We start from the raw sequence: 14,282 nt of genomic DNA on the forward strand, positions 1-14,282 counted from the left end.
ATGCAGTTGGATCCCGCTAGCGGGTGGTGTCACGGGGTGCAGGTCTGCCCATCGCCCAACTTCAATGAACGCCCTGCGGGCGAAATTTCTCTGTTGGTCATTCACAACATCAGCCTGCCGCCAGCGCAGTTCGCCACCGGCAAGGTGCAGGAATTTTTCCAGAATCGTCTGGATGTCACCGAGCATCCCTATTTTGCAGGGATTGCTGACCTGCGCGTCTCGGCGCATTTTCTGATTGAACGTGACGGCACCGTCACCCAGTTTGTCTCCTGTCTTGAACGGGCGTGGCATGCTGGCGTGTCGATGTTCGAAGGCCGTGAAACCTGTAACGATTTTTCCGTGGGCATCGAACTCGAAGGCACTGATGATCTGCCCTTTACCGACGCGCAGTATCAGGCGTTGATCACGCTGACGCGTCAGCTGCAAAGAGCATTTCCGGCTATCACCGGCGCCCGTATCTGCGGGCACAGCGACATCGCACCCGGGCGCAAGACCGATCCTGGCCCGGCATTCGACTGGGCGCGTTACCGCGCAGCCCTGGCACAAGAGGAAGGACAATGAGTTTTCTGGTGTTACTGCTGGCGGTCTGGATCGAGAAGTTCTCGGCCCTGCGCCATCGGGTTCAACGCGATGGCGGATGGATCCGCGAACTGCACAAACTCGAGAGCAGCCCCCGGTTGTCGAATCGACCATGGCTGGTGCTGACGATTCTGGTGTTGCTGCCGGTGGCGCTGCTCGGCTTGTTGCTAGTGGTACTGGAACCCGTCGCGTACGGCTTGCTGGCGCTGCCGGTGCATTTGCTGGTGGTGATTTACGCGCTGGGGCGCGGTGATCTGCTCGGCGGCCTCGGGCCGTTTCGTGACGCCTGGCGTCGCGAAGACCTGCAAGCCGCCGCGCATGTGGCCAAGCGTGATCTGGATATTTGTGCCGACAGCGGTGAGCAATTGCTGGATCAGGTACAGGGCCATCTGTTGTGGCAGGCGTATCAAAGTTTCTTCGCGGTGATCTTCTGGTATTTCGTGCTCGGTCCGGTGGCGGCGCTGGCTTATCGGCTGCTCGCATTGGCTGAAGAAAACAGCCAGAACCCGGCCCTCGCCGAACGTGCCGGCCAGTTACGTCATGCCTTCGACTGGGTGCCGGTGCGCTTGCTCGCCGCCAGTTTTGCTCTGGTCGGCAACTTTGTTGCGGTCAGCCGGGTGATGTTGCACGAACTGCTGAACTGGAACATCAGCGCCGCGCAATTGATCAACAAGGTCGGGCTCGCAGCCGGCGAGATCCCGCCGCCGGTGGTCGGGCCGGAAGGCATCAACACCCTCGATTGCCTGTGGGAACTGCTGCTGCGCGCGGCGGTGTTGTGGTATGCCGGATTTGCCTTGTGGACAGTGTTGATTCACTGAGCCCTCGGTAAAGTTAATTGTGGCGAGGGAGCTTGCTCCCGCTGGGTGGCGAAGCCGCCCTCGCTGTTCATCATAAACAACGCGTCCAAGCGATTTGCGTCTGCTGCGCAGCCGAGCGGGAGCAAGCTCCCTCGCCACAGGGTGAGCGATCTGCCCCAGATAGTCGTTAACCTTAAGTTACAAAACCTCCCCCCGATTTGAGCTATACAGAGACAGCGCCCGATAGTGGCTATCTGCTGTCGCCCCGCGCCTGCCAATAAAAACAAGAAAAGCCAAGGGAGACTTCCAGTGAAGAGCTTGCTCTATCCCGCCGTCTCGCTGATGAACCGTCTGAGCTTCGGCATGAAGTTCAGCCTGATCAGCGTGCTGTTCCTGGTGCCGATGCTGGTGACCAATTTCTATCTGGTGCGCGATTCCTTTCGCGAATTCCAGGGCACCCGGGTCGAATTGCAGAGCCTCGACCTGCTGGGCAGTAGCCTGACCCTGCGCCGGGATCTGGAAACCCTGAACAATCTGGTGCAGATCAACGTCACCCTCGGTCAGTCCGGCAAGGCCGACAATCTTGAGTCGCAGATCGGCAGCCTGGAGCAAACCGTGCTGGCGCGCCTGCAAGGTCTGCAGGCGATGACCGACGATCCTGAGCAGATCAAGGTGTTCGACGGCAAACGCGATGAAATGATCAGCGCGTTCAAGGCTCAACAGGCGGAAAGCTCCCTGCAAAGCAAAAGCGCAATGATCGGCAAGCTGCTCGGCAACGCGCAGATTTTCAGCCAGATCATCGCCAGTCAGGCCGGTCTGAGCCGCGACAACCAGAGCGACATCCGCCAGCTCAGCGAGTTGCTCACCAACATCACCCCGGCCGTGACCCAGACCTTGGGCGAAGGCCGGGCCATCGGTTCGTATTCGTTGGGGCAGGGCTTTCTCAACAGTTCGTCGAGCGCCCGTTTCGACGAGTTGCTGGCGCAGATCGAAAAGCTCCAGGCCGAATACGCGCTGAAACTGGCCGATGCCCTCGACTCCAGCAAAGCCGCGCGCGCCAGCCTCAGCGCACCGGCCGACAGCAGCAAAACCTCGCTCAAGCAGGCCAGCGAGCTGTTTGAAGCGAAAGTCGTCGTGGCCGAAACCCTTGATACGCCGTGGCTGACGTTTTATGACCAAGTCACCGGGCTGATGAACCAGACCTACCAGCTCAACGAAGCAACCCTGAAATTCCTCGATACGCAATTGCAGCAACGCCTGGCGCAAAATCGCACGCACATGGTGTTGCAGGCGGTGGCGCTGTCGGTGGTGTTCGTGCTGATTTTCTATCTCTACGGCGGGTTCTACGCCTCGACCCGCACCACGCTCAAGCGCCTGGGCGCGATGATGGACAAGGTCGCGGCCGGCGACATGACGGTCAATTTCAAGGCCAACAGCCGTGATGAACTGGGCGAGTTGGGTGAGGTGTTCAACGGCACCGTGAGGAAGATCCATGACCTGATCGAGCGGGTCGGGCACACCGTGGCAGAGGTCGAGCGTCAGGCCGGACAGGTGGAAAACGTGTCTGCGCAAAGCAATCAGGCGGTGGCCGGGCAGCGCACGCAGATCGAGCAAGTGGCGACCGCAATGAACCAGATGTCAGCGACCTCGCTGGAAGTTGCACGCAGCGCGGCGGCAGCGGTGAGCAGCGCGCACAGCGTCAACGACGAAACCGTCAGCGGTCGCACACTGGTAGCGTCGCAGCAGGGCAGCATTGCCGCGCTGGCCAGCGAGATCGATCAATCGGTGCTGGTGATCAACCAGCTAGCCAGCGACAGCCAGTCGATCAGTCGCGTCCTGGAAGTGATCAAGAGCATCGCCGAACAGACCAACCTGCTGGCACTCAACGCCGCCATCGAAGCGGCCCGCGCCGGAGAGCAGGGTCGTGGCTTCGCGGTGGTTGCGGACGAAGTGCGAACGTTGGCCAAACGCACCCAGCAATCGACCGAAGAAATCGAGCAGATGATCAGCAAGCTGCATGGCGGCGTGGGCGCTGCGGTGAAGGCCATGGGCGTTAGCCATCAGATGGCCAATGGCACGGTCGGGCAGTCGGAAAAGGTCCAGCAGGCGCTGGAAAACATCCTCGGTGCGGTAGGCATGATCGTCGATCAGAACCAGCAGATCGCCGCCGCCGTGGAGCAACAGACTGCGGTGGCCCATGACATCGACCAGAACATCGTCGAGATCAATCGCGCTGGTGAGCGCACAGCCCAAGGGGCTCACCAGACCGAGGACGCCAGCCGGGCGTTGTCAGCGCAGGTGGTGGAACTGAAACAGCTGATCAGCGCGTTCCGCGTCTGATCGAGCGCGAATGCTGTAGGAGTGAGCCTGCTCGCGATAGCGCGGTGTGTCAGTCAACTCAATGGTTGGCTGATACACCGTTATCGCGAGCAGGCTCACTCCTACAAGGGCGGGCAATGTCAGAACATTTTGTAATGCTTTGATGCTTACGCTTGTAAGCCAATTCCTGTTTTCTTTCGACGGCTGGCTTTTCGTCATTAATGAGCCAGTATCCCTGATCAGTTAGTTGCGCTGAGGAGGCCGCGAATGTCCGTTGTAACCCTGGGAGTTCAGGGCCGTTGTGCTCATTGCCAGACCACGCAGGTGCTCAAACCCTGGCAACTCAATGCCATCGCAATCAATGAACCGTTTACCTGCAATCACTGCCAGAAAACCCTGGAGTTGCGCTGTCCGGTGCAGATCAAACGCTTCAAATCTCTCGACTCTCTCGGATTGCTGCGCTTCAGTGCGTCAGTCACGGTGTGCACCGCGCTGCTGGTGGCGTTGGTCATGGAATGGATCGGCCTGCTCAACGTGACGGAACAGTTGAATGCATCACTGATCGTGCTTTTCGTGTACTTCGCGCTGCTGCGTTTTGTTCATCATCGCCAGCACATGACCCTGATCCTCGAGGCGGCCAAGGCCCACGGCGACTGATTACCAACCGAACACTTCGCAGCTGTTGGCGGTGCTGGCGGCAGCCAGTTGTTCTGAACTGATATTCATCAACTCGGCGAGCGCCGCACAGATCGCCGGCAAGTGCGCGGGGGTATTGCGTACTCCGGGAAACATCGCCGGCGCCATGTCCGGGGAGTCGGTTTCCAGCACGATCGACTCCAGCGGCAGATCCGCCAGGACCCGATGCATGCGCAACGCCTGCGGCCAGGTCGGCGCGCCGCCCAGACCCAGTTTGAAACCGAGTTTGATGTATTCCCGAGCTTCTTCACGGCTGCCGGCGAACGCATGGATGATGCCCGCGCGCTTGAGCTTAAAGCGTTTGAGCGTGGCGATCACCGCGGCGTGGCTGCGGCGCACGTGGATCAGCGCCGGCAGTTCGAAGTCCGCTGCCAGTTGCAGCTGCGCCTCGAACAGCGCCTGCTGACGTTCACGGTTGAGGGTTTCGATGAAGTAATCCAGACCGATCTCGCCCACCGCACACAGTTGTCGATGGCCGCGCAGCCGCGTCAGCCAGTCGCCGAGCGTGCGCAAATCTTCGGGTTGATGCTGATCGAGATACACCGGATGCAGACCGAATGCCGCGTACAGGTCGGCATCGCTCTGCACCAAATCCCACACCCGCTGCCAATTGCCCTGATAAACCCCCAGCACCACCATCCGCCGCACCCCGAGGGCGCGGCTTTCGGCGAGCAACGCCGAGCGATCGGCGTCGAAGTCGGGGAAGTCGAGGTGGGTGTGGCTGTCGATCAGCTCCACGGCTCAGTCCCGGTGAATACGCTGCTTGAAGGTACGGGCGATGGCCTGCACGCCAGGCTTGTATTGCGATTGCTCGACGGCGGCCAGCGCCAGTTCCAGCGCCTTGTCGGCGATCAACTGGTGCTGCTGGGCCATGGCGTTGACCGGCAGCGGCAGGAAGTCCAGCAACTGCGTATCACCGAAGGTGCCCAGACGTAGCGGGCGGGATTTGAGCGGGAAGTCATGCAGCGCATCGAACACGCCCTGCAACAGCACGTAGGACGTGGTCACCAGCGCATCCGGCAAATGCCCCAGACGTTGCAGGAGTTCTTCCATCAATTGCTTGCCGCATTCACGGCTGAAGGACTCGGCGTGCTCGATCAGCACTTCGCCTTTGAAGTCGGCAAGGGCCTGCTTGAAGCCGGCCGCACGTTCCTGGCTGATGCTCAGCTCCGGACGCGCACCGAGCAGCACGATCTGTTTTGGTTGCGGATCGAGCAGGCTCTGGGTCAGGTGCAGGCTGGCTTCGCGGTCGTCACTGATCACCGAGCAGAAGTGCTCGGGTTCCATGACCCGGTCGATGGCGATGATCGGCAAGCCCTTGGCCTGCAACTGGCGGTAGCTGTCGTCACCGGCCGGCAGACAACTGGCGACGATCAGCGCATCGCAGCGGCGCGCCTTAAACAGTTGCAGCAACTGGCGCTCGCTGTCCGGCGCATCGTCGGAGCTGGCGATCAGCAACTGATAGCCACGCGCCCGCGCACCTTGCTCCAGCAGTTTGGCGATCCGCGCGTAACTGGGGTTTTCCAGATCCGGCAGAATAAAGCCCAACGTGCGCGTGTGCCGACTGCGCAGCCCGGCCGCTTGTGGGTTGGGGGTGAAGCCGTGCTCTTCGACGACCGCACGCACGCGCTCGACCGTGGCGCTGCTGATGCGTTGCTGTTCGGCCTTGCCGTTGATGACGTAGCTGGCGGTGGTCACGGACACTCCGGCCAACCGCGCGATATCACTGAGTTTCAACCCGGGATTTCCTTGTTTTTTCGAGCATGCCGCAACATTTTCGCCAATCCTACCCGATTCGGGCAGACGACTATTGTCGCAGCGCATCCGACAAGTTGGACTTCAAGGATGAGACATTATCGAGTAACGTGCCGATCAATCTAGATTAAACGTTTCAGCAGGCGTATTTTCTACGTTTTAGACGCTTTTGGCCGGTTCTGCCGTGAAACCGCCAAAACTGCCGCTGAAAAGCAGGCTGACCAGCGCCTAAGCTGTGACCATTCAAAACAATATCCTGGCGCATCCATGTGCCAAAAAGGAGATCGCATGCTCGAGCTCACTATAGAGCAGATATCCATGGGCCAATCGGCTGTGGATAAACCCGCCGCCCTGCAATTGCTTGCCCATCATCTGGTGGCCGATGGCCTGGTCGCCGATGGCTATCTCGCTGGATTGCAGGCCCGGGAAGCCCAGGGCTCGACCTTCCTCGGCCAGGGTATTGCCATCCCCCACGGCACCCCGGAGACCCGCGATCAGGTATTCGCCACCGGCGTGCGGCTGATGCAATTTCCCGAGGGCGTGGATTGGGGTGACGGCCAGATCGTTTACCTGGCGATCGGCATCGCCGCCAAATCCGACGAACATCTGCGCCTGCTGCAACTGCTGACCCGCGCCCTCGGCGAGACCGATCTGGGTCAGGCCCTGCGTCGCGCCAGCTCGCCGGAAGCGCTGCTGAAACTGCTGCAAGGCGCGCCACAGGAACTGGCGCTGGATGCGCAGATGATCGGCCTCGGCGTGTCGGCTGACGATTTCGAAGAACTGGTCTGGCGTGGCGCGCGTCTGCTGCGTCAGGCCGATTGTGTGAGCAACGGTTTTGCCGGTGTGTTGCAGCAAGTCGAAGCGCTGCCGCTGGGTGACGGCCTGTGGTGGCTGCACAGCGAGCAAACCGTGAAGCGTCCGGGCCTGGCCTTCGTCACCCCGGACAAACCGATGCGCTACCTCGGGCAGCCGCTCAGCGGTCTGTTCTGTCTGGCCAGTCTGGGTGAGGCGCATCAGGCGCTGCTCGAACGTCTGTGCGCGCTGCTCATCGAAGGACGCGGTCATGAATTGGGCCGCGCCACCAGCAGCCGCAAAGTCCTCGAAGTGCTCGGCGGCGAACTGCCCGCCGATTGGCCAAGCGCGCGTATCGCTCTGGCCAACGCCCACGGTCTTCACGCCCGCCCAGCGAAGGTTCTTGCGCAACTGGCGAAGAGTTTCGACGGTGAAATCCGCGTGCGCATCGTCGACAGCGCGGACAGCGCCGTGTCGGTAAAAAGCCTGAGCAAGCTGCTGAGTCTCGGCGCCCGTCGTGGTCAGGTGCTGGAGTTGATCGCCGAACCGAGCATCGCCGCTGATGCCCTGCCGGCGCTGCTGGCCGCTATCGAAGAAGGCCTCGGTGAAGAAGTCGAACCGCTGCCGGCCGTGAATCAGCAACGCGAAGTCATCGCCGACATCGCCGAAGTGCTGATCGCCCCGGCGTCCGGCGCGCAGTTGCAGGCGATCCCTGCTGCACCGGGCATCGCCATTGGCCCAGCGCACATTCAGGTGCAGCAGGCTATCGATTACCCGTTGCGCGGCGAGTCCGCCGCCATCGAGCGCGAGCGCCTCAAGCAAGCGCTGAGCGATGTGCGCAGTGACATCCAGGGCCTGATCGAACGCAGCAAAGCCAAGGCCATCCGCGAGATCTTTATCACCCACCAGGAAATGCTCGACGACCCGGAACTGACCGACGAAGTCGACACCCGCCTCAAACAAGGCGAAAGCGCTGAAGCAGCGTGGATGGCGGTGATTGAGGCAGCGGCCAAACAACAGGAATCGCTGCAGGACGCGTTGCTCGCCGAGCGGGCGGCGGACCTGCGTGACATCGGTCGCCGGGTGCTGGCGCAACTCTGCGGTGTGCAGACGCCGAACGAGCCGGAGCAGCCGTACATTCTGGTGATGGACGAAGTCGGCCCATCCGATGTGGCGCGGCTCGATCCGGCGCGAGTGGCCGGGATTCTCACCGCTCGCGGCGGCGCCACCGCGCACAGTGCAATCGTCGCCCGTGCTCTCGGAATTCCGGCGCTGGTCGGTGCGGGCGCAGCGGTGCTGCTACTGGCACCGGGCACGCCGTTGCTGCTCGACGGCCAGCGCGGTCGCCTGCACGTCGACGCCGATGCCGCGACCCTGCAACGCGCCGCCGAAGAACGCGACACCCGTGAGCAGCGCCTCAAGGCTGCCGCCGAACAACGCCACCAACCGGCGCACACCACCGACGGCCACGCCGTGGAAGTGTTCGCCAACATCGGCGAAAGCGCCGGGGTCACCGCTGCGGTGGAGCAGGGCGCCGAAGGCATTGGTCTGCTGCGCACCGAACTGATTTTCATGGCCCACCCGCAAGCGCCGGACGAAGCCACTCAAGAAGTCGAATACCGCCGCGTTCTCGATGGCCTCGCCGGACGGCCGCTGGTAGTGCGCACCCTTGATGTCGGCGGCGACAAACCATTGCCATATTGGCCGATCGCCAAGGAAGAAAACCCGTTTCTCGGTGTGCGCGGCATTCGCCTGACCTTGCAGCGTCCGCAGATCATGGAAGCGCAATTGCGCGCCTTGCTGCGTTCGGCGGATAACCGTCCATTGCGGATCATGTTCCCGATGGTCGGCAGCGTCGAAGAGTGGCGCCAAGCCCGCGACATGACCGAGCGCCTGCGCCTGGAAATCCCGGTCGCTGACTTGCAACTGGGGATCATGATTGAAGTACCGTCCGCCGCATTGCTGGCGCCGGTGCTGGCGAAGGAAGTCGACTTCTTCAGTGTCGGCACCAACGACCTGACGCAATACACCCTGGCCATCGACCGGGGTCACCCGACGCTTTCAGCTCAGGCCGATGGATTGCACCCAGCGGTGCTGCAGTTGATCGACATCACCGTGCGCGCCGCGCATGCCCATGGCAAATGGGTCGGCGTGTGCGGCGAACTGGCGGCGGATCCGCTGGCGGTGCCGGTGCTGGTCGGCCTCGGCGTCGATGAACTGAGCGTGTCCGGGCGCAGCATCGCCGAGGTCAAGGCGCGCATCCGCGAACTCAGCCTGACCCAGGCACAAACCCTTGCTCAACAAGCCCTCACCGTGGGCAGCGCGAACGAAGTGCGTGCATTAGTGGAGGCCCTGTAATGGCCAAGATTCTCACCCTGACCCTTAACCCGGCGCTGGACCTCACGGTCGAGTTGTCACGCCTGGAGGCCGGTCAGGTCAATCGCAGCGACGAGATGCACACCCACGCCGCCGGCAAAGGCGTGAACGTCGCTCAGGTCCTCGCAGACCTCGGGCATCAACTGACGGTCAGCGGCTTTCTCGGCGAAGACAATCTGCAAGCCTTCGAGACTTTGTTCGCCAAGCGCGGTTTTGTCGACGCGTTCATCCGCGTGCCGGGGGAGACGCGCAGCAATATCAAGGTCGCCGAGCACGACGGGCGCATCACCGACATCAACGGCCCGGGACCGGTGGTCGATGCGGCAGCGCAGCAGGCGTTGCTCGAGCGTCTGCTGCAGATCGCCCCGGGGCATGACGCGGTGGTGGTCGCCGGCAGTCTGCCGCGCGGTGTCAGCGCGCAGTGGTTGCGCGAACTGATCGAACGTCTGACCGGTCTCGGTCTGAAAGTCGCCCTCGACAGCAGCGGTGAAGCCTTGCGTGCGGCGATTGAAGCGCGCCCGTGGCTGATCAAGCCGAACACCGAAGAACTCGCCGATGCGCTCGATTGCGATGTGGTCTCGCACGCCGCCGAAGCTCAGGCTGCGGCGTGCCTGCACGCCAAAGGTATCGAGCACGTGGTGATTTCCCACGGTGCCGACGGGGTGAACTGGTTCGGCGTCGGTGCGGCGCTGCATGCCACGCCGCCGAAGGTCACGGTCGCCAGTACGGTGGGTGCCGGTGACTCGTTGCTGGCCGGCATGCTGCACGGTCTGCTCAGTGCCGATACTCCTGAGCAGACCCTGCGCACGGCCACGGCGATTGCCGCAATGGCGGTGACGCAGATCGGTTTCGGCATCAACGATGCGGCGCAACTGGCGCAGCTCGAACAGGGCGTACGCGTGCGTCCCCTGACAGAACAATAAGAGGGTTTGTCATGAAACTAGCCATTGTCACGGCCTGCCCGAACGGCATGGTCACCAGTGTGCTGTGCGCCCGCCTGCTCGATGCGGCGGCCCAGCGTCAGGGCTGGAGCACCAGCGTTGAAGTGGTCGATGCGGCGCACCCGGAGCGCGAATTGTCGGCCGCCACCATTGCGGCGGCGGAGTGGGTGTTGCTGGTGGTCACCGGTGACATCGACATGCGCCGTTTCGTCGGCAAGCGCGTGTTCCGCATCGCCCCGGCGCAAGCGCTGCAGGATGTCGAAGCGGTGCTGCGCCGTGGTGCGCAAGAGGCCGAAGTTTACCTCGCCAGCGAAGCCGTCCCGGTTGCCGCTGCGCCACGTGCGCCACGCATCGTCGCCATCACCGCGTGCCCGACCGGCGTCGCCCACACCTTCATGGCTGCCGAAGCGTTGCAGCAAACGGCCAAGCGTCTGGGCTATGAATTGCACGTCGAAACCCAAGGCTCGGTCGGCGCGAAAACCCCGCTCAGCGCGACGGCGATTGCCGACGCTGACGTGGTGTTGCTGGCGGCGGACATCGAAGTCGCCACCGAGCGTTTTGCCGGCAAGAAAATCTACCGCTGCGGCACCGGGATTGCTTTGAAGCAGTCCGAAGCGACCCTGAAAAAAGCCCTCGCCGAAGCTCAGGTGGAGAGCACTGCGAGCGACAGCAAGGCGCCGGCCAAGCAAGAGAAAACCGGGGTCTACAAACACCTGCTGACGGGCGTGTCGTTCATGCTGCCGATGGTGGTGGCCGGTGGTCTGATGATCGCCTTGTCGTTCGTGTTCGGCATCACCGCGTTCAAGGAAGAAGGCACGCTGGCGGCGGCGCTGATGCAGATTGGCGGCGAGACCGCGTTCAAGCTGATGGTGCCGCTGCTCGCTGGTTACATCGCCTACTCGATCGCCGACCGCCCGGGCCTGGCGCCGGGGATGATCGGTGGTTTGCTTGCCAGTACGCTTGGGGCGGGGTTCATCGGCGGCATCGTCGCCGGGTTTATCGCCGGTTATGCGGCCAAGGCCATCAGTCGCTACGTGGCGTTGCCGCAGAGTCTGGAAGCGTTGAAACCGATTCTGATCATTCCGTTGTTCGCCAGCCTGTTCACCGGGCTGGTGATGATCTACGTGGTCGGTAAACCGGTTGCCGGCATGCTTGCGGCGCTGACGCATTTCCTCGACAGCATGGGCACCACCAACGCGATTCTGCTCGGGGTGTTGCTCGGCGGCATGATGTGCGTCGACCTCGGCGGACCGATCAACAAAGCCGCGTATGCGTTCTCGGTCGGGCTGCTGGCGTCGCAGAGTTATGCGCCGATGGCCGCGACCATGGCCGCCGGCATGGTCCCGCCAATCGGGCTGGGCATCGCTACCTTCATCGCCCGCCGCAAGTTCGCCCAGACCGAGCGCGAGGCCGGTAAAGCGGCGCTGGTGCTGGGGCTGTGCTTCATCTCCGAAGGGGCGATTCCGTTTGCCGCGAAAGACCCGCTGCGAGTGATTCCGGCGAGCATCGCCGGCGGTGCGTTGACTGGCGCGTTGTCGATGTACTTCGGCTGCAAACTGATGGCGCCGCACGGTGGCTTGTTTGTGCTGGCGATCCCGAATGCGATCAATCATGCGTTGCTGTATCTGCTGGCGATTGTCGCGGGGAGTCTGTTGACGGCGGTGGTTTACGCAACGGTCAAGCGTCCGGAAGCCGCGGAACTGGCGGTCGAACCCGTCAACGCCTGACACTGCAACACCTCTGTGGGAGCGGGCTTGCTCGCGAAGGCTTCGTGTCAGTCGATATTTCTTTAACTGACACACCGCTTTCGCGAGCAAGCCCGCTCCCACAGGGGGGATGTGTTGTCATGCCGGATTCATCATCGCGTGCTTAAGTTTTCCTTTTTTCAGGGAGAACAGCATGAGCGATTTCAACCTCGGGCGCCGTCGGGTCATGCAAGTGGTCGGCGCCGGGCTGCTGATGCCCGGGCTGGCGCCGGCAGTGATCGCGTCGGTCAAGGATCGGCCACAACTCACCGACGGCGTGCAGTCCGGCGACCTGCAGGGCGACCGCGCGATGATCTGGAGCCGCAGCGACCGCCCGGCGCGGATGGTGGTCGAGTGGGACACCCGCAGCCAGTTTCGTCACCCGCGCCGTGTAGTCTCGGCACTGGCCGATGCGCGCACCGACTTCACCGCCCGGGTCGAACTCACCGGGCTGCCCGCTGATCAGGCGATTTTCTATCGGGTGTATTTCAAGGACGCACAGTCCGGCGTCGCCAGTGAACCGTGGCTCGGCCACCTGCGCAGCGCACCGACGGCGCGGCGCAATATCCGTTTTGTGTGGAGCGGTGACACCGTCGGCCAAGGCTTCGGCATCAACCCGGACATCGGTGGCATGCGCATCTACGAATCCATGCGTCTGCGCTTGCCGGACTTCTTTATCCACAGCGGCGACACCATCTACGCCGACGGCCCGGTGCCGGCGCAACTGACCACCGAAGGCGGGCGGATCTGGCGCAACCTCACCACCGAAGCCAAGAGCAAAGTCGCGCAGACCCTCGACGATTATCGCGGTAACTACCGCTATAACCTGATGGACGAAAACATCCGCCGCTTCAACGCCGAAGTCCCGCAGATCTGGCAGTGGGACGACCACGAAGTGGTCAACAACTGGTCGCCGGGCAAGCAGCTCGACGAGCGCTATCAGGAAAAAGATATCCACACCCTGGTCGGCCGTGCGCGCAAGGCCTGGCTGGAATATTCGCCGATGCGTTTGCAGGCGGCCGATGGCGGCGGACGGATCTATCGCAAGCTCAGCTACGGGCCGATGCTCGACGTGTTCGTGCTCGACATGCGCAGTTATCGCGGGGCCAACGACGACAATCTCGGCGCGGCGAAACCGTTTCTGGGGCGTGAGCAGCTGGATTGGCTCAAGCGGGGCTTGAAGCACTCCAAGGCGCAGTGGAAGGTGATCGCCGCCGACATGCCGATTGGCCTCGGTGTGCCCGACGGTGAAGTCAGCCCGGGCGTGGCGCGCTGGGAGGCGGTGGCCAACGGTGATCCCGGCCCGGCTCAGGGGCGGGAGCTGGAAGTCGCTGAGTTGCTGGGTTTCCTGCGCGCGCAACAGGTACGCAATTTCGTGTTTCTGACCGCGGACGTGCATTACTGCGCGGCGCATCACTACCACCCGGAGCGCGCGGCGTTTCAGGATTTCGAACCGTTCTGGGAGTTTGTCGCCGGGCCGCTGAATGCCGGGAGCTTCGGGCCTAATCCGCTGGACAAGACCTTCGGCCCGGAAGTGGTATTCCAGAAGGCCCCGCCGACGCAGAACGCTTCACCATTTGCCGGGTTTCAGTTCTTTGGCGAGGTGAATATCGAAGGGCAGAGCGGGGAGATGAGTGTGGTGTTGCGGGATTTGAATGGGGTGGCGGTGTTTGAGCAGAAATTGCAGCCAGTTTGAAGATCAAAAACAACCCTCACCCCGGCCCTCCCGAAATGTCGGACCGCTTGGAGGGTGAGGGTGTTTTTCGATTCGCGGCAATTCTTGTGATTTGCTCCAGTACATCATCCATCTGCTGCATTACTTCGAGATTACTGAATCGCACAACTTCAATGCCCTGACGTTCCAGGAAAAGCGTCCGACGTTGATCGTGGATCAAGCCCGCTATTTCATAGTGTTGACCCCCATCCAGCTCAATCGCCAGTTTCAGCTCTACGCAGTAAAAATCCAGGACATAGGGCGGACATGGAAACTGCCTGCGGAATTTCAGATTGGCGACTTGGCGTGAACGAAGTTTTTGCCAGAGTAATTGTTCGCAATCGGTTTGGCTGCTGCGTAACTGGCGGGCGAACTGAGCGAGAGTGAGGCGATTTTGCATGCTTCACGATCCTTGTGAAGTGGCTGGAAATCTCACTGTAGACGAGGACCCTCACCCCAGCCCTCTCCCGGAGGGAGAGGGAGCCTACGGAGTTGTATCGAGTTGTACATCGACCTGAAAGACCGAGTCGATTACGGATTCGGTACATCACCTTCAGGTCGGCGTATT

At 62.0% G+C, this 14,282-nt stretch carries 11 protein-coding genes; 8 read left to right on the forward strand and 3 right to left on the reverse strand.

Annotated features, from left to right (window positions below):
- From ampD to AC27VU_RS04750, 4 genes are all read left to right on the forward strand, one after another.
- Complete coding sequence (gene ampD / locus AC27VU_RS04735) at positions 1-561, forward strand: 1,6-anhydro-N-acetylmuramyl-L-alanine amidase AmpD (RefSeq protein ID WP_262143699.1); 561 nt, start codon at positions 1-3, stop codon at positions 559-561.
- Entirely contained in the window at positions 558-1,397 is an 840-nt protein-coding gene (gene ampE / locus AC27VU_RS04740) for a regulatory signaling modulator protein AmpE (RefSeq protein ID WP_488723554.1), read from the forward strand. The genes ampD and ampE overlap by 4 nt, the downstream gene beginning before the upstream one ends.
- Positions 1,398-3,011: 1,614 nt before the next feature.
- Positions 3,012-3,716 (forward strand): methyl-accepting chemotaxis protein, encoded by a 705-nt coding sequence (locus tag AC27VU_RS04745; protein WP_445261634.1) that lies wholly within the window; start codon positions 3,012-3,014, stop codon positions 3,714-3,716.
- A 246-nt stretch (positions 3,717-3,962) separates the two neighbouring features.
- The gene (locus AC27VU_RS04750) at positions 3,963-4,352 is read left to right on the forward strand and encodes a hypothetical protein (protein ID WP_135294939.1); all 390 of its coding nucleotides are present in this window, start codon (positions 3,963-3,965) and stop codon (positions 4,350-4,352) included.
- Here AC27VU_RS04750 and AC27VU_RS04755 read toward each other — a convergent pair whose 3' ends face one another.
- Together AC27VU_RS04755 and cra are read right to left on the reverse strand one after the other, a co-directional pair.
- Entirely contained in the window at positions 4,353-5,129 is a 777-nt protein-coding gene (locus AC27VU_RS04755; protein ID WP_488723555.1) for a TatD family hydrolase, read from the reverse strand.
- Positions 5,130-5,132: 3 nt separating this feature from the next.
- Positions 5,133-6,128: a catabolite repressor/activator gene (gene cra / locus AC27VU_RS04760; protein WP_488723556.1), complete on the reverse strand. Its 996-nt coding sequence runs from the start codon at positions 6,126-6,128 to the stop codon at positions 5,133-5,135.
- Positions 6,129-6,434: 306 nt separating this feature from the next.
- Here cra and ptsP point away from each other — a divergent pair, with 306 nt between their 5' ends.
- The 4 genes from ptsP to AC27VU_RS04780 all read left to right on the forward strand — a co-directional run bounded on the left by ptsP (position 6,435) and on the right by AC27VU_RS04780 (position 13,696).
- Entirely contained in the window at positions 6,435-9,296 is a 2,862-nt protein-coding gene (gene ptsP / locus AC27VU_RS04765) for a phosphoenolpyruvate--protein phosphotransferase (protein WP_488723557.1), read from the forward strand.
- On the forward strand, positions 9,296-10,237 hold the full coding sequence (gene pfkB, locus AC27VU_RS04770) for a 1-phosphofructokinase (RefSeq protein WP_488723558.1): 942 nt from the start codon (positions 9,296-9,298) through the stop codon (positions 10,235-10,237). Before ptsP ends, pfkB begins: the two co-directional genes overlap by 1 nt.
- Positions 10,238-10,248: 11 nt before the next feature.
- Positions 10,249-11,982, forward strand: coding sequence for a PTS fructose-like transporter subunit IIB (locus AC27VU_RS04775; protein ID WP_488723559.1), 1,734 nt, complete (start codon positions 10,249-10,251; stop codon positions 11,980-11,982).
- 172 nt (positions 11,983-12,154) lie between these two features.
- A complete protein-coding gene (locus AC27VU_RS04780; RefSeq protein WP_488723560.1) occupies positions 12,155-13,696 on the forward strand; it encodes an alkaline phosphatase D family protein in 1,542 nt (513 codons plus the stop codon).
- Positions 13,697-13,712: 16 nt separating this feature from the next.
- Here the strand turns inward: AC27VU_RS04780 and AC27VU_RS04785 are convergent, their stop codons facing one another.
- Positions 13,713-14,114 carry an endonuclease domain-containing protein gene (locus tag AC27VU_RS04785; protein ID WP_003221578.1) on the reverse strand — a complete coding sequence of 134 codons (402 nt, stop codon included), beginning with the start codon at positions 14,112-14,114 and terminating at the stop codon, positions 13,713-13,715.
- Positions 14,115-14,282 lie beyond the last annotated feature (168 nt).

This window comes from Pseudomonas sp. 14P5.3.2 (assembly GCF_057799175.1).

Excerpts from the sequence above, each read along its gene's own strand:
- ampD (WP_262143699.1), top strand. The coding sequence starts at position 1 with ATGCAGTTGGATCCCGCTAGCGGGTGGTGTCACGGGGTGCAGGTCTGC.
- ampE (WP_488723554.1), top strand. The coding sequence starts at position 558 with ATGAGTTTTCTGGTGTTACTGCTGGCGGTCTGGATCGAGAAGTTCTCG.
- AC27VU_RS04745 (WP_445261634.1), top strand. The coding sequence starts at position 3,012 with ATGTCAGCGACCTCGCTGGAAGTTGCACGCAGCGCGGCGGCAGCGGTG.
- AC27VU_RS04750 (WP_135294939.1), top strand. The coding sequence starts at position 3,963 with ATGTCCGTTGTAACCCTGGGAGTTCAGGGCCGTTGTGCTCATTGCCAG.
- ptsP (WP_488723557.1), top strand. The coding sequence starts at position 6,435 with ATGCTCGAGCTCACTATAGAGCAGATATCCATGGGCCAATCGGCTGTG.
- pfkB (WP_488723558.1), top strand. The coding sequence starts at position 9,296 with ATGGCCAAGATTCTCACCCTGACCCTTAACCCGGCGCTGGACCTCACG.
- AC27VU_RS04775 (WP_488723559.1), top strand. The coding sequence starts at position 10,249 with ATGAAACTAGCCATTGTCACGGCCTGCCCGAACGGCATGGTCACCAGT.
- AC27VU_RS04780 (WP_488723560.1), top strand. The coding sequence starts at position 12,155 with ATGAGCGATTTCAACCTCGGGCGCCGTCGGGTCATGCAAGTGGTCGGC.
- AC27VU_RS04785 (WP_003221578.1), bottom strand. The coding sequence starts at position 14,114 with ATGCAAAATCGCCTCACTCTCGCTCAGTTCGCCCGCCAGTTACGCAGC.